We start from the raw sequence: 25982 nt of genomic DNA on the forward strand, positions 1-25982 counted from the left end.
GCGCGTCGCATCTCGGGCCACGGGTGCATAATTCCCCTTCAGACGATGCATGCCAATCACGCAATACTCGCCATTGCCGCCAGCCGGGGGAGTCGATGATGCAAGCAAAGAACGAAGAAGCCGTCACGCATTTGCTGAACGATGTCGTCGAATTTGCACGCGGGCGGTTGCCCGAGCCGACCTTTAACGTGGTCGAGCCTTTTCTGCGGCACTACTACGATTTCGTCGACGCCGACGATCTGCAAAGCCGCTCGATTGCCGACCTGTACGGCGCGGCGCTCGCACACTGGCAAACTGCACAACGCTTCGTGCCGGGCACCGAACGGCTGCGAGTCTATAACCCGATTCTCGAACAGCACGGCTGGCATTCCGATCACACGGTGATCGAGATCGTCAACGACGACATGCCGTTCCTGGTCGATTCGGTGTCGATGGCCGTCAACGGCCTGGGGCTCGCGCTGCATTCTGTCGTGCATCCCGTGTTTCGCCTCTGGCGAGGCGTGGACGGCACTATCACGCGCGTGGGGCAGGGCGCGGAAGATGCCACCGATACGCGCTCGCACCTCACATCGTTCATTCACTTCGAGGTAGACCGCTGCGGCGACGCCGCGAAGCTCGACGCACTGCGCGACGCAATCGCCAAAGTGCTGCGCGACGTACGCGCTGCTGTCGAAGACTGGCCGAAGATCGTCGAGCTGGCGCGCATCACGATCAAGGGCATGAAGACAGGCGAGGCCGGTCCGGAGGGTGTCGAAGCGCGCGCCTTTCTCGAATGGATGGTGGCCGATCATTTCACCTTTCTCGGCCAGCGCGACTATGAACTCGTGCAGCACGACGTCGGCTACGGCCTGCGTGCGGTGCCGGGCTCGGGACTCGGCATTTTGCGTGACGCGCTGCGGCCGGTCGGCGCTTCCGAAGTCACCGCTTTGCCGCCTGCCGCCGCCGAGATCATTTCGGGTTCGTCGCCCATCTTTCTCACCAAGGCCAATTCGCGAGCGACCGTGCATCGCCCAGGCTATCTGGATTACGTAGGCATCAAACTGACCGGCGCGGACGGCAAGGTGATCGGCGAACGGCGCTTCATCGGTCTGTACACGTCCACCGCGTATTTCGTCTCGGCGTCGGAAATTCCGATCGTGCGGCGCAAGTGCGCCAATATCGTACGGCGCGCCGGCTTTCTGCCGAAGGGTCACCTGGCGAAATCGCTGGTGACGGTGCTCGAGACCTATCCGCGCGACGAACTCTTTCAGGCCGACGAAAACCAGCTTTACGACATCGCGCTCGGGGTCTTGCGGTTGCAGGAACATCAGCGCACGCGGCTCTTCGTGCGGCGCGACCGTTTCGACCGCTTTGTCTCCTGTCTCGTGTTCGTGCCACGCGACAAGTACAACACCGACTTGCGGCAACGCATCGCCAACCTGCTCGCCGAGGCGTTCAACGGCGAGAGTGTCGAATTCACGCCGCTCCTATCGGAGTCGACGCTCGCGCGCATTCATTTCGTCGTGCACGCCAAACCGGGCGGCATGCCCAATGTCGATACGCGCGAACTCGAAGCGCGCCTCGTGCAGGTCTCGCGCCGCTGGCAGGACGATCTCGCCGACGCGTTGCTCGACGCCTTCGGCGAAGAGCAGGGCAATCGTCTGCTCCAGCATTACGGCGATTCGTTTCCCGCCGGCTATCGCGACGACTATCCGGCACGTACGGCGGTGCGCGATATCGAATTGATCGAGCGCGTGCAGGGCAGCGAGCGGCTCGCGATGAACCTCTACCGTCCTATCGAGGCAGGTCCGCGAGCATTCCGCTTCAAGGTCTATCGCGCGGGTTTGCCTATCGCGTTGTCGCGCAGTCTGCCAATGCTCGAACACCTCGGTGTGCGCGTGGATGAAGAGCGGCCCTATCTGATCGAAGCGGTCGGCGCGACGCCCGCATGGATTCACGACTTCGGCCTCGAACTCGCGGACGATGCCGAATTCGATATCGAGCGTGTGAAGGATCTCTTCGAAGAAGCGTTCGAGCAGGTGTGGACCGGTGCAATCGAAAGCGACGACTTCAATCGCCTCGTATTGCGTGCGCAATTGAATGCCCGTGAAGTGACGATCTTGCGCGCTTACGCCAAGTATCTGCGCCAGGTGGGTTCCACGTTCAGCGACGCCTATATCGAGCGCGCGGTGACCGGCAATCCGGCCATCGCGCGAATGCTGGTCGAACTATTCATTGCCCGCTTCGATCCGGCGCTGGGCGACACGCGCGAGGCCCATGTCGACGGCTGGCTGCATACGATCGACAGCGCACTCGACCAGGTGCCGAATCTCGACGAAGACCGCATCCTGCGGCAGTTTCTCGGCGTGATCAAGGCGACGCAGCGTACCAATTACTATCGCTTCGACGCCGAAGGTCATCCGAAGCCGTATCTGTCGTTCAAGTTCGATCCCGCGCACGTGCCGGGTCTGCCCGAGCCGAAGCCGATGTTCGAGATCTGGGTCTACTCGCCCCGCGTGGAAGGCGTGCACCTGCGCGGCGGACGTGTCGCGCGCGGTGGTTTGCGCTGGTCCGACCGGCGCGAAGATTTCCGCACGGAAGTGCTCGGCCTGATGAAAGCGCAGATGGTGAAGAACGTCGTGATCGTGCCGGTCGGCTCCAAGGGCGGCTTCGTCGTGAAGAATCCGCCGCCGCAGAGCGAGCGCGACGCGTGGATGCGCGAAGGCATCGCCTGCTATCAGACGTTCCTGCGCGGACTGCTCGACCTGACCGACAACCTCGCGGGCACGACGGTCGTGCCGCCACCCGACGTAGTCCGGCACGACCCCGACGATCCGTATCTGGTGGTCGCCGCCGACAAGGGCACGGCCACTTTTTCCGACTACGCCAACGCGATCTCGCAGGAATACGGTTTCTGGCTCGACGATGCATTCGCCTCGGGCGGCTCGGTCGGCTACGACCACAAGAAAATGGCGATCACGGCGCGCGGCGCGTGGGAGTCGGTCAAGCGGCACTTCCGCGAAATGGGCGTCGATACGCAGACCATGGACTTCACCGTCGTCGGTGTCGGCGACATGTCCGGCGATGTGTTCGGCAACGGCATGCTGCTCTCGCCGCATATCAAACTGGTGGCCGCCTTCGATCACCGGCATATCTTCCTCGATCCAAATCCCGATCCGGCAACCAGTCTTGCAGAACGCGGGCGTCTGTTCACTCTCGACCGTTCGAGCTGGGCCGATTACGATCCCGGGCTGATTTCCGCGGGCGGCGGCGTGTTTCCGCGCACGGCCAAGACGATTCCGCTGTCACCGGCAGTGCAGACCGTGCTCGGCATCAGCGCGCCGGCGCTTGCGCCGACCGAGTTGATGCGCGCGATTCTGCAGGCGCCGGTCGATCTGCTTTATAACGGCGGCATCGGCACCTATGTGAAGGCGAGCCGCGAGACCCAGCTGCAGGTCGGCGACCGTGCCAACGACGCCATCCGCGTGAATGGCGCCGATCTGCACTGCAAGGTCGTGGCCGAAGGCGGCAACCTCGGGCTTACGCAACTCGGGCGCATCGAATTCGCGCAGCGCGGCGGACGCATCAACACGGACGCGATCGACAACTCGGCGGGCGTGGACTGTTCGGACCATGAGGTCAACATCAAGATACTGCTGGGTCTCGTCGTATCCGACGGCGAGATGACCGGGAAGCAACGCAATGCGCTGCTGGCTGAAATGACCGACGAGGTCGGCCTGCTCGTCCTGCAGGACAACTACTACCAGACCCAGGCGCTATCGATTGCGGGCCGCTACGGCGTCGAACTGCTCGATGCCGAGGCGCGCCTCATGCGTTATCTCGAACGTGCCGGGCGACTGAATCGCGTGATCGAATTTCTGCCGACCGATGAAGAGATTGCCGAGCGGCAGGCGGCCAGACAAGGTCTCACGACGCCCGAGCGTGCGGTATTGCTGGCCTACAGCAAGATGTGGCTGTACGACGCGTTGCTCGACTCGTCGATGCCGGAAGATCCGCTCGTCGGCGATATGTTGATCGACTATTTTCCCAAGCCGCTGCGCCAGCGTTTCAATGAACCCATGCAACGTCATCCGCTGCGGCGCGAGATCCTTGCCACGCATTTGACCAATGCACTGGTGAACCGGGTGGGCTGCGAGTTCGTGCATCGGCTGATGGAGGAAACCGACGCGCATCCCGGCGATATCGTGCGCGCCTGCATCATGGCGCGCGACGTGTTCGATCTCGACGACGTCTGGCGCAGCATCGACGCGCTCGACAACCGCGTTGCCGACGATGTCCAGGCGCGCATGTTCGTCGAAGTCGCGCGGCTCGTGGAGCGCTCGGCATTGTGGTTCCTGCGGCAGATGCAAGTGGGCGCGCTCAGCGACGGCGACGTGGCCGGCCTGCTCGCGCGTTGCCGCGACGCCGCCCAGAGGCTTGCGCCGCAATGGCCCGCGCTATTGCCCGCAGCCGATCTCGAAGCGCTCTCCGAGCGGCAGCGAGTGCTCGCCGATGCGGGAGTCGATAGCGAGCTGGCCGTGCGGATCGCGAGCGGCGACATCTCGGCGGCGCTGCTCGACATTGCCGAAGTCGCATCGGCTTGCGGGCGCAGCCTGGAACTCGTAGCGGGGGTTTATTTCGCGCTCGGCACGCAACTCAACTATGGCTGGATCAGCGAACGGGCCGCCGCTTTGCCGGCGCCCACCCACTGGGACATGCTGGCGCGTGCCTCGGCGCTGGCCGAACTGGCGCGCCTCAAGCGTGCGTTGACCACCAGTGCTTTGGCCGACGCCGACGACGCGTCGACACCGGATGCGCTGGTCCAGGCATGGCGCGAAAAGCGCGCCGCGCAACTCGAACGCTATGCGCGTCTGCTGGCCGACTTGCGAGCGACGGGCGGCGCGAGTCTGTCGATGCTGCTCGTGATCGTTCGTGAGATGACGGCGCTGGAGCGGGCCTGACGCGGCTCGCCGCCATTTCGCGCGGCACGGTGGATGCTACAGAGCGTGGGTCCGGTGGCAACATCATCCGGGTTGGACGCATGCCGCCCGGCATGGCCATAATACGGGCTATCGCCAACCGATAGCTCTCAGCACACTCACGGACGCCCTCCACGACGATGAAAGAAGAATCGCCGAAAGCCATTTTCTATGCGCTCGCCGCCAACCTCGGCATCGCCATCTGCAAGTTTGCCGCGGCCACGTTCACCGGTTCCGGCGCGATGTTCGCCGAAGCCATTCACTCCACCGCCGACTGCGGCAATCAACTGCTCCTGCTGTTCGGTCTGCGTGAAGCGCGCAGGCCGGCCAGTCCCTTGCATCCGATGGGCGGTGGGCGCGAGATCAACTTCTATTCGTTGCTGGTGGCGCTGCTGCTGTTCTTCGTGGGCGGCGCCTTCTCGGTGTACGAGGGCCTGCACCGTCTGGTGGCGCGCGAGCCCTTGCAGTATGCGTATGTGGCGCTTGCGGTGCTGGGTGTGTCGGTGGTGCTCGAATCGTTTTCGCTGTGGGGCGCGGTGAAGGAAATCCGCAAAACCCATCCGACCACGAGCATGTGGCGCTGGTTTCGCGAGACGCGCGAGTCGGATCTGCTGGTGGTCGCGGGTGAAGATATTGCCGCGTTGGCTGGGCTCGCGATGGCTTTCGTCGCCGTGCTGATGACCATGATTACCGGCAATACCGTTTATGACGCACTGGGTTCGATCGGCGTGGGCTTGTTGCTGATGGTGATCGCGTGGCTGGTGGCACGCGAAGTGAAGTCGATGATCGTCGGCGAATCGGCCAGCCCGGACGTGCGCCATGCGATCGAGGCGCATCTGCGTGGCCGCACCGAGATTCGCAGCATCATCAACATGATTACGCTGCAATGGGGGCGCCACGTGGTGGTGGCCGTGCAGGCGGAAATGATCGACTATGCCAGCGGCCGCGCGATGGTGGATGCGATCAACGTGATCGAAGCGGACTTGCAGGCCACGTTTCCGCAAGTCCGCTGGGTGTTTTTCGAGCCCGACGTACCGCGCATCTGACGAACCGACGCGCGAGCGTGCGGTTTATTTAAAGCCGGTCACCGCGTGCGGCACGTACAGCTCTTCAAGCCGCTGGATTTCATCCGCGCTCAGGTTCAAGGTGAGCGCGGCAACCGCATCGTCCAGGTGATGCAACTTGGTCGCCCCGACGATCGGCGCGGTAATGGGCTTCTTCTGCAACACCCACGCCAACGCCACCTGTGCGCGCGGCACGCCGCGTTCTTTGGCGATCTCGCTGACCCGCTCCACGATGCGCCGATCCGCGTCTTCCGCTTGCACATACAGCGTGCGGCCGAATTCGTCGGTTTCGGAGCGGGCGCTTTCGGTGTCCCAGTCGCGCGTCAGACGCCCGCGCGCCAGTGGACTCCACGGAATCACGCCGATCCCTTCGCTTTCGCAGAACGGCAGCATTTCGCGCTCTTCTTCGCGATACAACAGATTCACGTAGTTCTGCATCGTGACGAAGCGGGTCCAGCCATTGACCTCGGCCACATGTAGCGCCTTGGCGAACTGCCATGCATACATGGACGACGCGCCGATATAGCGCGCCTTACCGGCCTTCACGACGTCGTGCAACGCCTCCATCGTTTCCTCGATCGGCGTTTTGTCGTCCCAGCGATGGATCTGGTACAGATCGACGTAATCCGTACCCAGACGTCGCAGGCTGTGATCGATCTCGGCCATGATCGCCTTGCGCGAGAGGCCGGCACCGTTCGGGCCCGGATGCATGCGGCTATTCACTTTGGTGGCGAGCACGATTTCGTCGCGCTTTGCAAAATCCTTCAGCGCGCGCCCGACGATTTCCTCGCTGGTGCCATCGGAGTAGACGTTGGCGGTGTCGAAGAAGTTGATGCCGTAGTCGAGCGCCTGTTTGATGAAGGGCCGAGCGGCTTCGTCGTCGAGCGACCAGGGGTGCGTGCCGCGCGCGGGCACGCCGTAGCTCATACAACCTAGGCAAAGACGCGATACATCGAGACCGGTACGACCGAGTTTCACATAATCCATCGTGGTGCTCCTGGTTTGAGTGCACAAAGGCGGTGCGCGCTACGGATCTTCGATTATAAGAAAACGGCGGACCAGGCGTATTGAGTCGATTTGAAATGGCGCACTGCGCAGTGGCAAATCATTTCTTCGCACCTATACTTCTTTCGGCTTGAAAGCAGCACTCTCTCCCAACCTGCATCACAAGCAAAAAAGGAAGATCACGATGCTGACTCGCACACTCGGCGCGCTCTGCGTCACGACCCTTGCGGCTTGCGCGGCCTTTACCTCAGGACCGGCCAGCGCGGACGACAACGACAATTTCTCGCAAGGCGACGGCGGCGCGCACGGTCGGCCCGTCAAGGTGATGATCATTTCGATGTTCGGACCCGAGGGGCAGGTGTGGCTCGACCGGCTTGGACCGTGGCGCGATATTCCGGTGGATGGCCTCTCGCCCGATTACCCCACGGTTCATTGCAACAAGCAGGACGTGTGCGTCATGACCACCGGCATGGGGCATACCAATGCCGCTGCATCGATCATGGCATTGACCTTCTCACCGCGTTTCGATCTGCGGCATACGTACTTCATGGTGGCCGGCATTGCCGGAATCGACCCACAGCAGGGTACGGTCGGGTCCGCCGCGTGGGCGAAATATCTGGTCGACTTCGGGATTCAATGGGAAATCGACGGACGTGAAATTCCGCCGGCCTGGAGTACGGGGTATCTCGGCATCAACACCACGAGTCCCACTGCCAAGCCACCGCTCGACTATCGGACCGAGGTGTTCCAGCTGAACTCTCAGCTCGTCAATACGGCGTATGCCCTGTCTCGCAGCGTGGTGCTGTCCGACAGCGCACAGGCGCAAGCAGCACGGGCCAAGTATTCGTACGCGCCGGCCAATCAGCCGCCTTCGGTGCTTCAATGCGACACGCTGGCGGGCGATACCTGGTGGTCAGGCACGCTGCTCGGGCAACGCGCGCGTGACTGGACCAGGATTCTGACCGACGGCAATGGCGTCTACTGCACGACCCAGCAGGAAGACAACGCCACGTATGAAGCGCTCAAACGCGCCGCGTCGGTGCATAAAGTGGATTTGAATCGCGTGGCGGTTTTGCGCGCGGGTTCGGATTTCGACCGGCCCTACGATGGCCAGACGAGTTCGGACAACCTGCTCAACTATGCCGCGCAGGGCGGCTTCACGATCGCGATTGAAAATCTCTTCAGGTCGGGCAATCCGCTCGTGCAGGATATCTCCACGCATTGGAGCGATTGGCGCGAGGGAGTGCCCAAACGGTGAAACGGTTTCAGTTTTTCGATGCGTGTATGCCCGCGACACGAAAGACGCGGGCATACCTGCAGCATTCGATACTCAGTGTTGCGGCGCGCGGTACGGCGTCCACACTGGCGTATCGGAATCCCAATGGTCGAGTTCAGAGGGTGTCATGATGAGCTCCTTTTTTGAAGAGTGCATGCAGCGTGTCGCAATGAGTATTTCTTTTGGAAACCGAATCATTGCGGCAGTTTTTATGTTCCGGTTACTGGCCGTCTGCTACACGCGTGACTTCGCCGTTCGTATTCGTACCTTCCTGAAGCGCGATACGTGCAGCCTGCGTTTGACCAATCAGTCCTTTGTTCGGGTACGTCGTGCGATTTAGCGCGGGCAGCGAACCGTCGCGATACGCGGCGACCAGATCGGCCTTTACTTCAGCGCGTGTTTTTGCAGTGGTCGTGGGAACGGGTGCCGTTTCATAGGTACCTGCACGGCCAATGCCTCCGCCGCCTTGAGCGAACACCGGTGCGCTCACGAGCAGCGAGAGGGCGAGACCAGCTAAGAGATTGCGTTTCATGATTCACTCCTGTCGATTCGTTTGCAGCACGGGTGTCGCTGCGACAGGGTGAAATGTAGGCTTCGAGGCGATCCGGATAAATCGCACTTTCACGAAATGAATTGTCAAGATTCCAGAACAATCACGAAAGCAGGTCGGGAAAGCCTTGAAAACTCGGGAAACCGCGGCATTAGGGCCGCGGCTGGAATTCACTGTTTCAGATTGTGTACTTCAATTGATGTCGGTTCACGTTCGGCCTTCGCTCAATTAAAGCTCAGGCAACCCACTCCGTTATTACCGGCGTATCGAGCGTAGGCGCAGACTCGCGTTCTTCGAAAGTACGCTGCGTGCAGGTTGCGTCGAGACTGCCGCGGCCACTCAACAACGGGCAACGATCGAACAGCTCGGCAATCCAGTCTACGAAAACACGGACTTTAGGCGACAGGTGACGACTGTGCGGATAGACTGCGGAAATTGGCATCGGCAAAGGCTTCAGTTCCGGCAGTACTTCCACCAACTGTCCCGAGCGCAGATGCGGCAGCACCATGAAGAGCGCCGGCTGAATCAGGCCGAAGCCTTCGAGTCCGCAGGTCACGTAAGCGTCCGCGTCGTTCACCGAGACGATGCTCTTCATCTTCACTTCAACTTCTTTGCCCTCGACCATGAAGGCCCAATCGATCGTGCGTCCTGTGCGGCTCGAGAAGTAGTTAACGGCTTTGTGATTGTCGAGGTCTTCGAGCGAACCCGGCACGCCGGCGCGTTCGATGTAGTCCGGTGCAGCACAGGTCACACCCTCGAACAGGCCGATCCGGCGCGCCACCAGCGAGGAATCCTGTAGCGCGCCCACCCGCACGACGCAGTCCACGCCTTCCTGCAGCAAGTCGACCGGTCGGTCCGACAAGCCGAGTTGCAGGTCGATGTCCGGATAGCGCGTGTGGAATTCACACAACGAAGGAATCACCAGCAGGCGGCCAATCGAGCCCGGCATATCGATGCGCAGCTTGCCATGCGGCTTCTTGTTGCCGCTCTGGAAACTTGCCTCGGTCTCCTCGACATCCGCGAGAATGCGCACGCAACGTTCGTAGTACGCGGCGCCGTCCGGTGTCAGCGACAAACGCCGCGTGGTCCGATGCATCAGACGCGTGCCGAGGAACGCTTCGAGGTTCTGAATGATGGTGGTGACCGATGCGCGCGGCAGATCGAGCGTTTCCGCGGCACGGGTAAAACTGTTTGTGTCGACGACACGCGTGAACACTTGCATGGCCTGAAGCCGGTCCATTGCAAACCTCCAGAAGGGGCTGGCGCACTGAGCAGAGATCGAATCCGCAGAGCAATCGCATCCGATTGTTCAGGGGCGCCGAATTGTGTTGCCGGATTATAGGCATTTATTTACGAGTCTGCCGAACCCACAATTCGCACCATTGAAGTTCTATGCGCATTGCGCGGCTCGACATGGATGCATTTAAACCGCCGTACTCCTTTGTGCCCGCCGGCAGCGGCCCGGCACAGACCGACAGCACGGCACTCGACGTCACTGACGTGCAGATCGAAGGGCACGCGCAGGACATCAGACTGCGGTTGTACCGGCAGGGCAAGAAGACCGCACTGCCGGTATTGCTTTATTTTCACGGCGGCGGCTTTACGAAGGGCTCGATCGAACAGGCCGATTACGCCTCGCGTTATTTCGCAGAACACTTACCGGCGTTGGTGGTGTCGGTGGGTTATTCGCTCGCGCCGCAATTTCCGTTTCCTGCCGCGCCCGAAGACGCACACCGTGCGGCGCTGTGGGTGCAGACGCGGGCGCGTGCATTTGGCGGCAATAGCAGGAAAGTCGGCGTCGCAGGCCATGACGCGGGCGGCCAGCTGGCCAATTGCCTCGCCTTCATCGCGCGGGATCGCGGTGATGTGCAGATTGCCGCGCAGGCGCTGTTCGGGCCGATGCTCGATCCGAGCCTCACGCGTTTAGGCGACGAACAGCGGCTCGGCTCCGATATCACCGCGAAAGAGTGTGCAGCGTGTTATCGCGCGTACCTGCCGCAAGCGTCGCAACGCATGCATCCGTATGCCGCGCCGCTCGAATCGTGCCGTCTTGCGGGCCTGCCTGCCACGCTGATCGCGACGGCGCAAAACGACGTGCTGCATGTGGAAGCGGAGAAATACGCGAGCAGTCTGATCGACGCCGGTGTGCTGACCCAGGTGGTCCGCTATCCGAGCGTTTCGCACGCGGCGCTGGCCGACCACCCGCCCGCGTTGCAGGAAGCAGTGAGATTTTTTCAGTGGCGCTTCGATGCGCGCGCCCATCGATAAACAAAAAAAGCAGACATTCATCAACGATATTGGGAGCTTCTCATGACCATTCTTCCTCTTTCCCGTCGCCGCGTGGCGATTGCCGTGCTGGCCGTCGTCGTCGTAGCGGGGCTGGGCACGTTCGGTGCGATTCGCGTGGATGCGAGCTCGCCGGCTGCGCCGACCATCGTGCCGGAAGTGGACGTCGCCACGGTGGTGCAAAAGACGATTACCGACTGGCAGAGCTATTCGGGCCGCCTCGAGGCCGTCGAAAAAGTGGACGTTCGTTCGCAGGTGCCGGGCACGATCGTCTCCGTCAACTTCAAGGACGGCGCACTCGTGAAGAAGGGCGACACGCTGTTCGTGATCGACCCGCGTCCGTACGCAGCGGAAGTGGATCGCACCGAAGCACAGGTCGCGGCGGCCCAGGCGCGCACGGGTTACACGCAAAGCGACTGGGAGCGCGCGCAACGCCTGCTGGCCGATAACGCCATCGCCAAGCGTGATTACGACGAGAAGCAGAACGCCTCACGCGAGGCGAGCGCGAACCTGAAAGCCGCGCAAGCCGCAGTGGAAACCGCACGCATCAATCTCGGCTATACGAAGATTGTCGCGCCGGTGGCGGGCCGCGTCTCGCGCGCGGAAATCACGGTGGGCAACGTCGTGTCGGCGGGCGCGAGCGCCGCGCCGCTGACCACGCTCGTATCAGTGTCGCCGATCTACGCCTCGTTCGACGCGGACGAACAGACCTACCTGCAATACCTGAGCCGCGCGAAAGACGGCAGCAAGGTGCCGGTGCAACTCGGCCTCGCGGACGAAACCGGCTACTCGCGCAGCGGCACGATCGAATCGGTGGACAACCGGCTCGACACGTCGTCGGGCACGATCCGCGTGCGCGCGCGCTTCGATAACCAGGACGGTGCACTGATTCCGGGTCTGTACGCGCGCGTGAAGGTGGGCGGCAGCGAACCGCATGCGGCGCTGTTGATCGACGACGCGGCGGTCGGCACCGATCAGGACAAGAAGTTCGTGCTGGTGGTCGATCAGAGCAATCACGTCGTGTATCGCGAGATCTCGGTGGGCAGCATGCAGGGCAACCTGCGTGTGGTGAAGGGTGGTCTGCAAGCCACCGATCGCATCGTCGTCAACGGTATTCAACGCGTACGCCCTGGCGACGCGGTGCGTGCCCACATGGTGTCGATGACCGCCGACCAGGATCCGAACAGCGTACCGCTTGCCCAGACGCAACAAGCGGCACCGGCGCAACCGCAGACGCGCGCCAAAGCGGACAAGAATTCGTGAGCGCCACGCGCCGCGGTTTGACGACGCGGCGCCTGCTCCTACGTTAAGAGCTTCCCATGAACATATCCAAATTCTTCATCGATCGGCCGATCTTTGCCGGCGTGTTGTCGGTCCTGATCCTGCTGGCGGGCATCATTTCGCTCTTCAAGCTGCCGATCTCGGAGTACCCGGAAGTCGTGCCGCCTTCAGTGGTGGTGCATGCGCAATATCCGGGCGCGAATCCGAAGGTGATCGCCGAGGCCGTGGCTTCGCCACTCGAAGAGCAGATCAATGGCGTCGAGAACATGCTGTATATGCAGTCGCAAGCGAATAGCGACGGCAATCTCACGCTCACGGTCACTTTCAAGCTCGGCACCAACCCGGACCTCGCGACACAACTCGTGCAGAACCGCGTGAACCAGGCGCTGCCGCGTTTGCCGGAAGACGTGCAACGGCTCGGTATCACCACGATCAAGAGTTCGCCCACGCTGACCATGGTGGTCCACCTGATCTCGCCGAACAATCGCTATGACATGACGTATCTGCGTAACTACGCGTTGCTGAACGTCAAGGATCGGCTCGCGCGGATTCAGGGCGTCGGCGAAGTGCAGTTGTGGGGTTCGGGCGACTACGCCATGCGTGTGTGGCTCGATCCGCAGAAAGTCGCACAACGCGGCTTGACCGCAACCGAAGTGGTCAACGCGATCCGTGAGCAGAACATTCAGGTGGCGGCCGGTGTGATCGGCGCATCGCCTTCGGTGCCGGGCACGCAACTGCAGTTGTCGGTGAATGCGCGCGGCCGTTTGAAAACCGAGGGCGAATTCGGCGACATCATCGTCAAGACTACGCCGGACGGCGGCGTGACCTATCTGCGCGATATTGCACGGGTCGAACTCGCGGCGTCGGAATACGGGCTGCGTTCGCTGCTGGACAATAAACCCGCCGTCGCACTCGCGATCAACCAGGCGCCGGGCGCGAACTCGCTCGCGATTTCCGATCAGGTCCGCTCGGCCATGAAGGAACTCGCGCAAGACATGCCGGCGGGCGTCGAATACAAGATTGTGTATGACCCGACGCAGTTCGTGCGTTCGAGTATCGAGGCGGTCGTGCATACGCTGCTCGAAGCGATCGCGCTGGTGGTGATCGTCGTGATCGTGTTCCTGCAAACGTGGCGTGCGTCGATCATTCCATTGATTGCGGTGCCGGTGTCGATTGTCGGGACCTTCTCGCTGCTGCTTGCATTCGGCTTTTCGATCAATGCCCTGTCGTTGTTCGGCATGGTGCTGGCGATCGGGATCGTGGTGGACGACGCGATCGTGGTGGTGGAGAACGTCGAACGGAACATCGAGAACGGGCTGAGTGCGCGCGATGCGACGTACAAGGCGATGCAGGAAGTGAGTGGACCGATTATCGCGATTGCGCTGACGCTGGTCGCCGTGTTCGTGCCGCTCGCCTTCATGACGGGTCTGACGGGGCAGTTCTACAAGCAGTTCGCGATGACCATCGCGATCTCGACGGTGATCTCGGCGTTCAATTCGCTGACCTTGTCGCCGGCTTTATCCGCGATGCTGTTGCGTGGTCACGGCGCAAAGGAAGACTTCCTGACGCGAGTGATGAATCGCCTGCTGGGTGGCTTCTTCAAGCGCTTCAACAAGGTGTTCCATCGCGGCTCGACGGAATACGGCCGTGGCGTGACGGGTGTGCTGCGCCGTAAAGGCGCGATGCTTGCGGTGTACGCGATTCTGCTGGGCGGGACCGTGCTGATCTCGCACGTCGTGCCGGGCGGTTTCGTGCCGGCGCAGGACAAGGAATATCTGATTGCCTTCGCGCAGTTGCCGAATGGCGCGTCGCTGGACCGGACGGAAAAAGTGATTCGCGATATGAGCGCGATTGCACTAAAGCAGCCGGGCGTGGAAAGCGCGGTAGCGTTCCCGGGTTTGTCGGTGAACGGCTTCACGAATAGCTCGAGCGCAGGCATCGTGTTCGTCACGCTCAAGCCGTTCAAGGAACGAGGCAGCAAGACGCTTTCGGCAGGTGCGATTGCCGGTGCACTGAACCAGCAGTTCGGCGCCATCAAGGATTCGTTCGTCGCGGTGTTCCCGCCGCCACCCGTGCTCGGTCTCGGCACGCTCGGCGGCTTCAAGATGCAGTTAGAGGATCACGGCGCGGTGGGTTACGCGGAATTGAACAAGGCGGCGGAAGCGTTCGTGAAGAAAGCGGCGCAAACACCGGAACTCGGCCCGACCTTCTCGAGCTACCAGATCAACGTGCCGCAGTTGAACGTCGACCTGGATCGCGTGAAGGCCAAGCAACTCGGCGTGCCGGTCACCGACGTGTTCAACACGATGCAGATCTATCTGGGGTCGCTGTATGTCAACGACTTCAACCGCTTTGGCCGCGTGTACCAGGTTCGGGTCCAGGCCGATGCGCCGTTCCGTCAACGTGCCGACGACATCCTGCAACTGAAGACGCGTAACGCAGCAGGCGACATGGTGCCGTTGTCCTCGCTGGTGACGGTGACACCGACGTACGGACCGGAAATGGTGGTGCGCTACAACGGTTACACGGCAGCCGACATCAACGGCGGTCCGGCACCGGGCTTTTCTTCCGGCCAGGCGCAAGCCGCGGCCGAACGCGTGGCGGCGGAAACGTTGCCGCACGGCGTGAAGCTCGAATGGACCGACCTGACGTATCAGCAGATTCTGGCTGGCAATGCGGGCCTGTGGGTGTTCCCGATCAGCGTGCTGCTGGTGTTCCTCGTGCTGGCCGCGCTGTATGAAAGCCTGACGCTGCCGCTCGCGGTGATTCTGATCGTGCCGATGAGCGTGCTGTCTGCGTTGACCGGCGTGTGGCTCACCGGCGGTGACAACAACATCTTCACGCAGATCGGGTTGATGGTGCTGGTGGGCTTGTCGGCGAAGAACGCGATTCTGATCGTCGAGTTCGCACGCGAACTCGAACACGATGGACACACGCCGTTGTCGGCGGCGATCGAGGCGAGCCGTCTGCGTCTGCGGCCGATTCTGATGACGTCGATCGCGTTCATCATGGGCGTGGTGCCGCTGGTGTTGTCGAGCGGAGCCGGTTCGGAAATGCGTCACGCGATGGGTATCGCGGTGTTCTTCGGCATGCTCGGGGTGACGCTGTTTGGCCTGATGCTGACGCCGGTGTTCTATGTCGTGTTGCGCACGCTCGCTGGCGGGACGATCCACGTCGCGCAGAAGGACGCCCCGCACTACGCGGCGCCGGTGACGGACGTCTGAGGAGAAAACAATAATGAAACGCTATGAATCTTTGAGTGGATGGGGCCGGGCGGCCACCAGCGGATTGCTGATCGCCTTGCTCGCCGCCTGCTCGGTCGAGCCCACTTACAAGCGACCGGACGTGGATACGCCGACAGCCTTCAAGGAGGCGCCGGCGGCATCGGCGGTGTCCGCGGCCTCCGGTGCTCCGGCAGCTTCGGCGCCGGACAACGGCACCTGGAAGCAGGCACAGCCCGCTGACGACGCCCATCGCGGCGAATGGTGGGCGGTGTTCGGCGACCCGCAACTCAACGCGCTGGAAGAGCAGGCGGAAGCGGCCAATCAGGACCTGAAGGCAGCCGCAGCGCGTGTGCAGCAAGCACGTGCGGTCACGCAGGCCGCGAAGTCGGACTGGTTCCCGAAGCTCGATGCGGGCTTCGGACCGACTCGCGAGCGCGCCTCGGCGGCCTCGCAATTCCTGCCGGATAGCGCAGGCGGCACTACGGGGACGATCTGGCGCGCGCAGGTTGGCGCGTCGTATGAGGCGGATCTGTTCGGGCGAGTGAGTTCGAATGTGAACGCTTCGCGTTCGGACGAGCAGCAAAGCGAAGCGCTGTTCCGTTCGGTGCAGCTCTCGCTGCAGGCCGACGTTGCGCAGAACTACTTCCAGTTGCGCGAGCTCGATACCGATCAGGATCTGTATCGGCGTACCGTGGCACTGCGCGAGGACACCCTGAAGCTGGTCGAACGCCGTTTCAAGGAAGGCGATATTAGCGAACTGGACCTGGCGCGTGCCCGCAACGAACTGGCGAGCGCGCGGGCGGATGCGGTTGGCGTGGCGCGTCAGCGTGCGGCTTCCGAGCATAGTCTGGCGATTCTGCTGGGTAAGCCACCGGCGGATTTCTCCTTTGCCGAAGCACCGTTGACGCCGGTGACAGTGCGCGTACCGCCGGGTCTGCCGTCGGCATTGCTCGAACGGCGTCCGGACATTTCGGCGGCAGAGCGGGCCATGCAGGCCGCCAACGCGCGGGTGGGTCTCGCCAAGTCGGCGTTCTTCCCGAAGCTCGATATCACGGGCGCAGCGGGCTTTGAATCGGCGACACTCGGCGATCTCTTCATGTGGTCGAGCCGCGCGTTCCTTCTCGGGCCGCTCGCCGGTGGCGCATTGACGTTGCCCTTGTTCGACGGCGGCCGCCGCAAGGCGAACCTTGCCCAGGCTCGCTCGAAGTACGACGAGGACGTGGCGCAGTATCGTCAGCAGGTATTGGTGGCGTTCCGTGAAGTGGAAGACAACCTGGCCGATCTGCGTTTGCTCGACGACCAGATGCGCGAGCAGAACGACGCAGTGCAAGCCTCGCAGCGCGCCGCGCATCTCTCACGCACGCAGTACACGGAAGGCGCGGTCAGCTATCTGGATGTGATCGACGGCGAGCGGCAGGTGCTGACTTCCCAACTGCAGGCGAGCCATCTGCAAGGCACGCAGGCGGTGGCGACGGTCAATCTGATTCGCGCGATGGGCGGCGGCTGGGGCGATGTGCCGGCGGCCGACACAGCAGTGGGCGCGATCTCGTCGGCTGCCGTGCAGCAGGTAGCGAAACAGTAGTCTTTCGACTTGCCGAAGTATTGAACGCCGGGCCGCGCATTGCGCGGCCCGGCTTCTTTTTTTGTCCAAATCGTTTTTCGCGCTTTCCTTCTAAAAATCCCTTCGTAGACCACGCGCGTTACGCCCTCTATGATCGTTCGGACCTCTTCTGGAGAGAGGCGCGAACGGTTGGCCGGTCCACTTTTCGCGCCGCATGAAGAACGAACTCCTGTGCCGTGGACATCCGGCTCCGATGTCACTGCCTATCGGGCTAGCAAGGACATCAACCGCAGCAGAGCGCTCGCCTTGCTGACGCTTACCCCTTTATCCAGGTGGAAATCGCATGAATGGTCCTCGCCATGCCGACGCGCGGTCAACGCGCGAGGCCTCCGCTGCCACGCCTGTGCGCGATCTCGCGACGTTGCTCGACGCTCTACGCGTCACGGCGGCGCGACGTGATCGCGAAGGCGGCCACGCCGCGCAGGAAAAACAATGGATCGCCGACGCGGGCCTGCTGACACTCGCCGTGCCGCGCGAATTCGGTGGCCAGCAGGCGCGGTGGCCCGAGATTTACGAAACGATCCGTCAGATCGCCCGGGTCGACAGCGCGCTTGCCCATCTATTGGGCTTTACCTGCTTGCAGGTAGTCAGCGTCGATGTGTGGGGTCATGCGGAGCAACGTGCCCGCTATCTGGGCGGCACCGTGGAAGGGCGCTGGTGGTGGGGCAATGCCGTCAATCCGCTCGACACCCGTCTCGTTGCAAGCGCAACCGGCGACGGCGGCTACCTTCTCGACGGCCAGAAAGGGTTTTGTTCGGGTACCCGCGGCTCGCAGATGATGACCGTGTCCGCACACGATCCGCTCACCGGCAAACCGGTGTTCGCAGTCGTGCCGACCACGCGTGAAGGGATCACGGTCGACGAAGACTGGAATCCGATCGGCCAGCGTCAGACCGACAGCGGCAGCGTCGCCTTCGCGAACGTCAGGGTGGAGCCGCACGAAGTGCTGGAGCGGGCCGACACGCCGTACGCGAGCTTGCGGACCTTGATCTCGCAACAGGTGCTCACCAACCTGTTCGTGGGCATCGCGCAAGGTGCGCTCGAGGAAGCGCGTTCGTACGTCACCCGGCACGGCAGGCCGTGGATCAATTCCGGCGTCGACAAAGCCACCGACGACCCCTATCTGATCCACCGGTTCGGCGAAATGCGTTTGCAGACGGTCAGCGCCGAAGCGCTCGCCACGCGCGCGGCCTACGCACTCGACGACGCCTGGCAGCAAGGTCCAACGCTCACCGCCGACGTCCGCGCGCAGGTGGCGCTCGCCACTTCGGAGGCGAAGATCGTCGCGCACCGTGCCGCGCTCGACGTCAGCGAAAATCTGTTCGACGCATGTGGCGCCCGCGCCACGCACGAGCCGCTTGCGCTCGACCGTTTCTGGCGCAACGCGCGCGTGCATACCTTGCATGATCCGCTCGACTATCGCGTGCGCGATGTCGGCCGCTATGCACTCAGTGGGACGCTACCCGAGGTTTCTTTGTACACTTGAGGCGGCTCGCGATGGCCGGCACGGCTCGTCGCGTTTGATTCCCTTCAAGAGACTTCCGGTTTGCTCTTCAAACTACCGACCACCGCAACGGCGCCGTTTTGCCCATCCGAGGTGCAAGGCTCGGTCGACGTTTCGCAAGGCGCGCCTTTCTGGAAAAAGATCCTGCAGTTCGCAGGACCCGGCCTGCTGATTTCGATCGGCTACATGGACCCCGGCAACTGGGCTACCGACATTGAAGCGGGCTCACGCTACGGCTACAGCCTGCTGTTCGTGGTGGTGCTGTCGAGTCTCGCGGCGATGGCGTTGCAATGCCTCAGCATGCGCCTGGGTATCGCAACGGGCCGCGACCTCGCGGAATTGTCGAGAGACCGTTATTCACCGGCGGTGGCGCGCTTTCAATGGGTGCTCGCGGAACTGTCGATCGTGGCCTGCGATCTCGCGGAAGTGCTGGGCGGCGCACTTGCTTTTCATCTGTTGTTCAAATGTTCGTTGACCACCGGCGTGCTGCTGACCGCCTTCGATACGCTCATCGTGCTCGGCCTGAAAGGCAAGAATTTCCGCGACCTCGAAGCGATCATGCTCGGCCTGATCGCGACCATCGGCGTGGGCTACATCATCGAACTCGCGCTGGTGAAGCCGCATTGGACCTCGGTTGCACAAGGCCTGATTCCGTCCTGGCAGGCGTTGAATTCGCGCGAACCCCTGTATCTGGCGATCGGCATTCTCGGTGCGACTGTGATGCCGCATAACCTCTACCTGCATTCGTCGATCGTGCAGACGCGCGCGGTCAGGCGCGATCCGGTCAGCATCCGTTCGGCGATCGGCATGTCGCGCATCGACACCATCGCGTCGTTGACGCTCGCGCTGCTGATCAATATGGCGATTCTGATTCTTGCCGCAGCGGCGTTCCATGCCACCGGCCACAATCAGGTCACCGAAATCGAAGACGCGTACAAACTGCTCGCACCGATTCTCGGTACCGGCTTCGCGGCAATCCTGTTCGCCGTGACGCTGCTCGCGTCGGGACAAAGCTCGACCTTCACGGGGACGGTGGCGGGGCAGGTCATCATGGAAGGTTTTCTCAAGCTGAAAATCCCGTGCTATCAGCGCCGCCTCATTACCCGGGCGCTGGCCCTGATCCCCGCGCTGATCGGCGTGCAGATGATGGGCAACGGCGCGGTCGGCAAGTTGCTGGTCGCAAGCCAGGTGGTGCTGAGTTTGCAGTTGCCGTTCGCGCTCTATCCGCTGATCCGCATGACCAATGATCGCTCGCTGATGGGCGAATTCGCCAATACGCTGCTGACCCGCTTCGTCTCGTGGACGCTGTTTGTCGTCATCAGCGTGGCGAATATCTGGCTAGTGGTGCAGACGGTCGGACTGATCGGCTGATTGCGGCAAAGGACCGTCCGGCAACGCCGCTATAAGGTCGTGGCGTTGCCGTGCCGGTCGAGTTCATACACTTTCTGTTCCTGCAGGCGGCGTTTCAGCCACACGCCTGCTTTGCCGAGCACGCGCGCTTTCGACCAGATCAGATCGACGCCGACATGCCAGTCGGTGTGCGGATACGCCGCCAGCTGCAATTCCACCAATTCCCCTTCGTCCAGTTCGCGCCGTATCAATTGACGCGGCAGCGTCGTCCAGCCGAGACCGGCGCGGGTCATCTCGAGCAACGCCAGATAGTTCTCCGCCTGCCAACTGCGCATCGAGTCCAGATACTCGGTGCTCGGCAGCTTGTTGTCGTGCGCGCTGAAGACGAGTCGCCGATGGGCGCTGAGATCGGCGAAGCTGACTTTATCCAGACGCGTCAACGGATGATCGCGCCTTGCCACGTGCGCGAGAATCAATTTACCCATCTGCAAGAAGCCGAGATCGCGCGGGTAAGCCGGTTGCGCAAACGCAATCCCGAGGTCCACTTCATCGTTGAGCAACAGGCGGCTCACATCGCCGTGCAGCGGATGGCGAATGTCGAGATCCACATCGGGAAACTGCTCGGCGAAGTCGAATAGCGCCGGCATCAACGTGTTGTAGGGGACTTCGATCGCCAGCGTCAGGGCGGGTTCGACCAGTTCGCCCAGATCGTTGGCGTGCGACTCCAGATCGAGACAGCGCTCCAGCACCAACTCCGCTTCGTTCAAGAGCTTACGTCCGGCCGCTGTCAGCACCGGCAATTTGCTACTCCGGTCGAACAAGGCAAGACCCCAGTCGACCTCGAGATTGGCGATCGCCATGCTGATGGTCGATTGCGTCTTGCCCAGACTGCGCGCGGCCGCCGAGAACGAGCCCGCTTTCGCCACCCGGGTAAACATTTCCAGCTGATCGAGGGAATAGCGCATGGGCAATGCTTCCGACCTATTGAATAAATCGATGGATGTTCATTTGGTGGCCCGGCGGGCTTGATGGATTATGGCGCACCGACCAGCGCGGGGCAAACCGCGATCCGAGGCAATCAAACGATGGAGACAAGCGTGAACCACCCCAATGCGGTACATCCGGTCGACGAAATATTGCCGATCCGGCAACTGGTCAGTTTTGGTCTGCAGCACGTGCTGGTGATGTATGCGGGCGCAGTCGCCGTGCCCTTGATTCTGGGCAGCGCGCTCGGCCTCACGCCGCAGCAGATGGTCGCGCTGATCAACGCCAACCTGCTGACCTCGGGCATCGCCACGCTGATTCAGACGATCGGCTTCTGGAAATTCGGCGCGCGTCTGCCCCTGATCCAGGGATGTTCGTTCATCGCGATCGCGCCGATGATCATGATCGGCAAGCAATACGGGCTTGGCCAGGTGTTCGGCTCGGTGATCGCGTGCGGCGCGGTGACGATTCTGATCGCGCCGGTTTTCAGCCGCTTGCTGAAGTTCTTTCCGCCCGTCGTGATCGGCAGCCTCATCACGATCATCGGCATTTCGCTGATGCCTGCCGCCGCGATCTGGCTCGGTGGCGGCGATCCCGGCGCGCCGTCGTTCGGCGCGCCCGGTAATCTGCTGTTGGGCCTGGTCACGGTGGCCATCACGCTGTTCATCTATGCCCGCTTCAAGGGTTTCATCGGCAATCTCTCGGTGTTGATCGGGCTGATTGCCGGCACGCTCATCGCCGCGCTGTGCGGCATGACGAGCTTCGCTCACGTGGGCGAGGCCGCGTGGTTCGAAATCAGCGCTCCGTTCGCTTTCGGCTGGCCGCAATTCGCCGTCACGCCGATTCTGGTGATGACGCTCGCGATGCTCGTGATCATGGCCGAGACCACCGGCAACGTGCTGGCGATCGGCACGATCATCGGCCGGCCGTCATCGCAGGCGACGCTGGGCAACGCCTTTCGCGCCGACGGTCTCTCGACCATGCTCGGCGGTATTTTCAATAGCTTTCCGTATAACGCTTTTACTCAGAATACCGGCCTGATTGCGCTGTCGAACGTGAAGAGCCGCTTCGTGGTGGCGTCGGCCGGTGCGATCATGATCCTGATGGGCATGTTTCCGAAACTCGGTGCGATCATCGCGTCGGTGCCACGGCCCGTGCTCGGCGGCTGCGCGATCGTCATGTTCGGCATGACGACCGTGGCGGGGATTCAGGAGTTGTCGCGCGTGAAATTCGACGGGACGCGCAACGCGATCATCGTCGCGGTATCGGTGAGCGTCGGCGTGTTGCCGATGTCCTTTCCCGCGCTGTTTGCACACGTGAGCGGACCGCTCAAGCTGGTGCTGGATAGCGGCATTTTCCTCGGTGCGATCAGCGCCATCGTCCTCAACATCTTGCTCAATCGCGAGAGTCAGTCGGCGGGTAGCGCCGACACGTCCGCGCCGCTTTCGACCGGCAGCGCGCGCTCAGAAGTTCTTTAACCACGCATCAGGAATCGAACATGAACGTAGAAACTGGCTTGACCACGGCGACGTTGTCCGACGCCGACATGGCGTTGCTGCGAGCGACCATCGAACTCGCCGAAGAGTCGAAAAAGAACGGGCGGCATCCGTTCGCGGCGATCGTCGCCAATGAGCACGGCGAAATCGTGGCCTCCGCCGGAAACAATTCGATGCCGCCGCATGGCGATCCGACCCAGCACGCCGAACTGGCGGCGGCGGCCAAAGCGGCGACCTTGCTGTCGCCCGAGGCGCTTGCGAAATGCACGCTGTATACGAGCGCTGAACCTTGCTGCATGTGCTCGGGCGCGATCTACTGGTGCAATATCGGCCGGGTGGTGTACGCGCTGTCCGAGCACCGGCTGTTGACGCTCACGGGCGATCATCCGGAAAACCCGACGTTTTCGTTGCCATGCAGAGAGGTTTTCGTTCGCGGCCAGCGTCACGTCGAAGTGGTCGGACCGTTACTGGAAGAAGAGGCTGCGCAGTCGCACGTCGGCTTCTGGGCGTAAGAGGCAGAGGTCCTGGAAGGGGCGGCCCGGAGGGGATGTTTGCCTCCGGGTGCTTCGGTTCGATGAGGGCTGGACCGGCCCGCATCGAATCAGAGTCGATCGGGTTCAGGCAGCCTGAGCGATCTGTGCGGCTTCGAGCGCTTCCTGCTGGCGGGCAGCGGCAGCCTTTTTCGTCTTGCCGGCACGCGAGGGCGGTTGGCAGGCGCCGCACACCACGTTGTGTTGCAGGTCGTGCTTGTGTGCCACGAACTTGCCGGTGCAACGGCAGCACTTGGTCAGTTGCAGGATGTCGGCATCGAAGAAACGCACCAGCGTCCATGCACGCGTCAAATCCAGCACCGGTTCGGTTTCGCTGTGCTGGCAATGCTCCAGATACAGCCGATACCCTTTGGTCAGCGCATCCAGATGCGAGCAGCGCGCTTCGTTCTTCAGGAACAGGTAAGTGTTGTAGAACAACGATGCGTGGATGTTCGCCAGCCACGTCATATACCAGTCCGCCGAGAACGGCAGCATGCCCTTGGGCGGCGAAACGCCTTTCACTTCACGGTACAGGCGGATCATGCGGTCACGCGAGAGCGTCAGTTCGCTTTCGAGCACCTGCATGCGCGCACCGAGTTCGATCAACGCGATCGCGCGGAATACGTCTTGTGCATCTTCCGTCAGGCTACGCTTGAGCATCGCAGTCACCTCGATTAAGCAAACTGCTCAGCCGGCTGGCCTGCAAGCAGGATCGCCGCGTGAGTCGGTGCAACTGCCGTGTGCTTCGTCGTTTGCGTCAACGCCGACAACATCGAGTGGTCGTTGAAGCGGAAGAAGCACAGAAGCTGATCGGAAGCGGCCAGCTTGACGATCTGTGCAAGCGACAACCCTGCCAGCAGATCAGCCAGTTCCGACGACAATCCCAGACGGAACATGCCGACCGGTTTGTCCTCACGCAACATACGTTGCGCAAGCATGATGTAAGACAAGTTAATCTCGCGGATTGAATCCAGCGTCTCGCTGCTACGGTCCATTTTCTCTGTTTCCGAAGCCCCGAATTACTATGTCGGCATTTTTTGCCGTTATGTCTTTTTTGCCTCGCCGGAAACGATAACCTCCGGCTACATGTCACCACCTGATACAGGCACCGACTTTTTGATACATCGCGTTACATTTCGTAACAGCTTGGGACGAATTGTATGAAGGGTAAAACAAGAAATCAATCCCTTCTCAAAAAAATATCTCAAAAAGATACATCTAATTTCGGTAACTATTTCACGGCACTGTAATAGACGATGCGTGGCGGATTTTTTGCCACCTGAGAATTTCGTCTAATCCATGAAAACCCTTGTGTTTCGGGGGATTGATTGATTTGTCTGAGCAAATCGACAAAACGGGTTTGTAACCGCTAAAACCGTTTTAGAAAGAAAGGAAGTAGAAAGAAAACGGAAAATAGGAGTGGCCGAAAGTAATAAATACCGGCCTTCGAGGATGCTTTGGGGACAAAACAGAGGTGTAACGAGGCGGTGCGGCCCCGGTTACAAATGGAGCCGCAGTTGTAACTTCTTGCCGTGGCTAACAACCCGTCTGATGAACGCGCTCGACCTCGAGGCCGAACGCGGGCCGCAAACGGGTGCCCAGCACGTTGCCGGCGAATGCGGCAAGCAGCCAGATCCAACCATGCAGGCTGCCTGACACGATGCCGCTAAAGTAAGCGCCGATGTTACAACCATAGGCCAGACGGGCGCCGTAGCCCAGCATGAGGCCGCCAACTACCGCGGCGATCAGCGAGCGAGCCGGCACTTTCCAGACCGGCGCGTAGCGGCCGGCGAGCGCGGCAGCCGTCATGGCGCCCACAATGATGCCGATGTCCATGACCGTGGTTACATCATGTGTCACCGGCGCGGACAGGGCGCTAGCGTTGGCTTGACCGGCCCAATACGGCCAGTGAGCAACGTCGACGCCTAGCGCGTTAAAGATCTTGGCGCCCCAGAGCGCGAACGCGGATGTCACGCCCCACGGGCGGCCCGACAGCGCAAGCGTTGCGAAGTTGAGCAGCGCCAGTGCGATCGCGCCGACAAACAGCGGCCACGGGCCATGCAACCACGGCGACGTATGCGGTTGACGCGGCGCTTCGTCGACCAGCTTGCCGTGACGGCGCCGCTCGACTAGTACAGTGAAGGCGGCAATCGCTGCAAACAGGAAGAGGTTCAGCGCGATGGCCCAGCCTGCGCCGAGTGAGGTAACCAGCGAAAGTGGTTTGAGCGACGGCAGCGCGGTCCAGAACGGCATGTGCGCGGTAGCCACGACCGAGCCGACCACGAAAGCGGCCAGTGTAACGATCATGCGCGTACTGCCGCCGCCCACCGTGTAGAGCGTGCCGGAGGCGCAACCGCCGCCCAGTTGCATGCCGACTCCAAACATGAAGGCGCCCACCACCACGGACGTGCCGGCCGGTGCAACCAATCCGGCTACCGGGTGACCGAACAGGGTGCCGGCGGCAAGTGCGGGGAAGAACAGCACTACGCCGAGCGCTAGCATCAGCATTTGCGCCCGCAGACCGGCGCCACGGCCGTCGGCGATGAAAACACGCCAGGCCGAGGTGAAGCCAAATGCGGCGTGATAAAGGGATATGCCCAGCAGGGCGCCGACTATATAGAGCGCCGCCTGCCGGCCGCTCACGGTTTGCGCCAGATACACGGCGCCGAGCGCGAGCAGGACGAGCGCGGCGCCGAGTGGTTTCGGATTGACGTCGAAGCGGCGAGGGAGGCGCGGAAGCGAAGTGGAGAGATCGGACATGATAAGTTGACTGACAAGCCGGGAAGCAGGACACCGGACGGTCGCCGGGGCAGATTTTTTGCGGTGTTTTCGGTGGAATGCAGCGTAAAGCTG

At 61.9% G+C, this 25982-nt stretch carries 18 protein-coding genes; 11 read left to right on the top strand and 7 right to left on the bottom strand.

Annotated elements, in window-relative coordinates; genetic code table 11:
• Positions 1-98: 98 nt before the first annotated feature.
• Both FQ705_RS10905 and FQ705_RS10910 read left to right on the top strand, forming a co-directional pair.
• Positions 99-4940: an NAD-glutamate dehydrogenase gene (locus FQ705_RS10905; RefSeq protein WP_144142320.1), complete on the top strand. Its 4842-nt coding sequence runs from the start codon at positions 99-101 to the stop codon at positions 4938-4940.
• Between the two features lie 158 nt (positions 4941-5098).
• Positions 5099-6004 (top strand): cation diffusion facilitator family transporter, encoded by a 906-nt coding sequence (locus FQ705_RS10910; protein ID WP_144140648.1) that lies wholly within the window; start codon positions 5099-5101, stop codon positions 6002-6004.
• Positions 6005-6028: 24 nt separating this feature from the next.
• Here the strand turns inward: FQ705_RS10910 and FQ705_RS10915 are convergent, their stop codons facing one another.
• Positions 6029-7009: an aldo/keto reductase gene (locus tag FQ705_RS10915; RefSeq protein ID WP_144140650.1), complete on the bottom strand. Its 981-nt coding sequence runs from the start codon at positions 7007-7009 to the stop codon at positions 6029-6031.
• Between the two features lie 202 nt (positions 7010-7211).
• On the opposite strand from FQ705_RS10915, the gene FQ705_RS10920 reads away from it, so the two are divergent.
• Positions 7212-8285 (top strand): purine-nucleoside phosphorylase, encoded by a 1074-nt coding sequence (locus FQ705_RS10920; RefSeq protein WP_144140652.1) that lies wholly within the window; start codon positions 7212-7214, stop codon positions 8283-8285.
• A gap of 238 nt (positions 8286-8523) precedes the next feature.
• Here FQ705_RS10920 and FQ705_RS10925 read toward each other — a convergent pair whose 3' ends face one another.
• Positions 8524-8835, bottom strand: coding sequence for a DUF4148 domain-containing protein (locus FQ705_RS10925; RefSeq protein WP_144140654.1), 312 nt, complete (start codon positions 8833-8835; stop codon positions 8524-8526).
• Positions 8836-9088: 253 nt separating this feature from the next.
• A complete protein-coding gene (locus tag FQ705_RS10930) occupies positions 9089-10093 on the bottom strand; it encodes a LysR family transcriptional regulator (RefSeq protein WP_144140656.1) in 1005 nt (334 codons plus the stop codon).
• 173 nt (positions 10094-10266) lie between these two features.
• Between FQ705_RS10930 and FQ705_RS10935 the strand changes: the two genes are divergently transcribed.
• From FQ705_RS10935 to FQ705_RS10960, 6 genes are all read left to right on the top strand, one after another.
• The gene (locus FQ705_RS10935; protein WP_144140658.1) at positions 10267-11121 is read left to right on the top strand and encodes an alpha/beta hydrolase; all 855 of its coding nucleotides are present in this window, start codon (positions 10267-10269) and stop codon (positions 11119-11121) included.
• 42 nt (positions 11122-11163) lie between these two features.
• Positions 11164-12402: an efflux RND transporter periplasmic adaptor subunit gene (locus FQ705_RS10940; RefSeq protein ID WP_144140660.1), complete on the top strand. Its 1239-nt coding sequence runs from the start codon at positions 11164-11166 to the stop codon at positions 12400-12402.
• A gap of 56 nt (positions 12403-12458) precedes the next feature.
• The gene (locus FQ705_RS10945) at positions 12459-15644 is read left to right on the top strand and encodes an efflux RND transporter permease subunit (RefSeq protein WP_144140662.1); all 3186 of its coding nucleotides are present in this window, start codon (positions 12459-12461) and stop codon (positions 15642-15644) included.
• A gap of 13 nt (positions 15645-15657) precedes the next feature.
• Entirely contained in the window at positions 15658-17226 is a 1569-nt protein-coding gene (locus tag FQ705_RS10950) for an efflux transporter outer membrane subunit (protein WP_144140664.1), read from the top strand.
• A 322-nt stretch (positions 17227-17548) separates the two neighbouring features.
• The gene (locus FQ705_RS10955; protein WP_144140666.1) at positions 17549-18751 is read left to right on the top strand and encodes an acyl-CoA dehydrogenase family protein; all 1203 of its coding nucleotides are present in this window, start codon (positions 17549-17551) and stop codon (positions 18749-18751) included.
• Between the two features lie 60 nt (positions 18752-18811).
• Positions 18812-20140, top strand: coding sequence for an Nramp family divalent metal transporter (locus FQ705_RS10960; protein WP_144140668.1), 1329 nt, complete (start codon positions 18812-18814; stop codon positions 20138-20140).
• A 29-nt stretch (positions 20141-20169) separates the two neighbouring features.
• On the opposite strand, the gene FQ705_RS10965 is transcribed toward FQ705_RS10960, so the two are convergent.
• Complete coding sequence (locus FQ705_RS10965) at positions 20170-21084, bottom strand: LysR family transcriptional regulator (RefSeq protein WP_144140670.1); 915 nt, start codon at positions 21082-21084, stop codon at positions 20170-20172.
• Positions 21085-21216: 132 nt separating this feature from the next.
• Between FQ705_RS10965 and FQ705_RS10970 the strand changes: the two genes are divergently transcribed.
• Both FQ705_RS10970 and FQ705_RS10975 read left to right on the top strand, forming a co-directional pair.
• Positions 21217-22581, top strand: a complete 1365-nt coding sequence (locus FQ705_RS10970) for a nucleobase:cation symporter-2 family protein (RefSeq protein ID WP_260854438.1) — start codon at positions 21217-21219, stop codon at positions 22579-22581.
• 20 nt (positions 22582-22601) lie between these two features.
• The gene (locus FQ705_RS10975; protein ID WP_144140672.1) at positions 22602-23111 is read left to right on the top strand and encodes a nucleoside deaminase; all 510 of its coding nucleotides are present in this window, start codon (positions 22602-22604) and stop codon (positions 23109-23111) included.
• 105 nt (positions 23112-23216) lie between these two features.
• On the opposite strand, the gene flhC is transcribed toward FQ705_RS10975, so the two are convergent.
• The 3 genes from flhC to FQ705_RS10990 all read right to left on the bottom strand — a co-directional run bounded on the left by flhC (position 23217) and on the right by FQ705_RS10990 (position 25889).
• On the bottom strand, positions 23217-23789 hold the full coding sequence (gene flhC / locus FQ705_RS10980) for a flagellar transcriptional regulator FlhC (RefSeq protein ID WP_144140674.1): 573 nt from the start codon (positions 23787-23789) through the stop codon (positions 23217-23219).
• A gap of 14 nt (positions 23790-23803) precedes the next feature.
• On the bottom strand, positions 23804-24124 hold the full coding sequence (gene flhD, locus FQ705_RS10985) for a flagellar transcriptional regulator FlhD (protein ID WP_007177882.1): 321 nt from the start codon (positions 24122-24124) through the stop codon (positions 23804-23806).
• Positions 24125-24665: 541 nt separating this feature from the next.
• The gene (locus FQ705_RS10990; RefSeq protein ID WP_144140676.1) at positions 24666-25889 is read right to left on the bottom strand and encodes a YeeE/YedE family protein; all 1224 of its coding nucleotides are present in this window, start codon (positions 25887-25889) and stop codon (positions 24666-24668) included.
• Positions 25890-25982: the final 93 nt, after the last annotated feature.

The sequence above is a fragment of the Paraburkholderia sp. BCC1884 genome, from assembly GCF_900996225.1.
Classification (GTDB): Bacteria; Pseudomonadota; Gammaproteobacteria; order Burkholderiales; family Burkholderiaceae; genus Paraburkholderia.

Bases quoted from the DNA above. Each gene is read 5' to 3' on its own strand.
- FQ705_RS10930 (WP_144140656.1), bottom strand. From the start codon at position 10,093: ATGGACCGGCTTCAGGCCATGCAAGTGTTCACGCGTGTCGTCGACACA.
- FQ705_RS10955 (WP_144140666.1), top strand. From the start codon at position 17,549: ATGAATGGTCCTCGCCATGCCGACGCGCGGTCAACGCGCGAGGCCTCC.
- flhC (WP_144140674.1), bottom strand. From the start codon at position 23,789: ATGCTCAAGCGTAGCCTGACGGAAGATGCACAAGACGTATTCCGCGCG.
- FQ705_RS10950 (WP_144140664.1), top strand. From the start codon at position 15,658: ATGAAACGCTATGAATCTTTGAGTGGATGGGGCCGGGCGGCCACCAGC.
- FQ705_RS10935 (WP_144140658.1), top strand. From the start codon at position 10,267: ATGGATGCATTTAAACCGCCGTACTCCTTTGTGCCCGCCGGCAGCGGC.
- FQ705_RS10910 (WP_144140648.1), top strand. From the start codon at position 5,099: ATGAAAGAAGAATCGCCGAAAGCCATTTTCTATGCGCTCGCCGCCAAC.
- FQ705_RS10940 (WP_144140660.1), top strand. From the start codon at position 11,164: ATGACCATTCTTCCTCTTTCCCGTCGCCGCGTGGCGATTGCCGTGCTG.
- FQ705_RS10965 (WP_144140670.1), bottom strand. From the start codon at position 21,084: ATGCGCTATTCCCTCGATCAGCTGGAAATGTTTACCCGGGTGGCGAAA.
- FQ705_RS10915 (WP_144140650.1), bottom strand. From the start codon at position 7,009: ATGGATTATGTGAAACTCGGTCGTACCGGTCTCGATGTATCGCGTCTT.
- FQ705_RS10905 (WP_144142320.1), top strand. From the start codon at position 99: ATGCAAGCAAAGAACGAAGAAGCCGTCACGCATTTGCTGAACGATGTC.
- FQ705_RS10945 (WP_144140662.1), top strand. From the start codon at position 12,459: ATGAACATATCCAAATTCTTCATCGATCGGCCGATCTTTGCCGGCGTG.
- FQ705_RS10920 (WP_144140652.1), top strand. From the start codon at position 7,212: ATGCTGACTCGCACACTCGGCGCGCTCTGCGTCACGACCCTTGCGGCT.
- flhD (WP_007177882.1), bottom strand. From the start codon at position 24,124: ATGGACCGTAGCAGCGAGACGCTGGATTCAATCCGCGAGATTAACTTG.
- FQ705_RS10925 (WP_144140654.1), bottom strand. From the start codon at position 8,835: ATGAAACGCAATCTCTTAGCTGGTCTCGCCCTCTCGCTGCTCGTGAGC.
- FQ705_RS10990 (WP_144140676.1), bottom strand. From the start codon at position 25,889: ATGTCCGATCTCTCCACTTCGCTTCCGCGCCTCCCTCGCCGCTTCGAC.
- FQ705_RS10975 (WP_144140672.1), top strand. From the start codon at position 22,602: ATGAACGTAGAAACTGGCTTGACCACGGCGACGTTGTCCGACGCCGAC.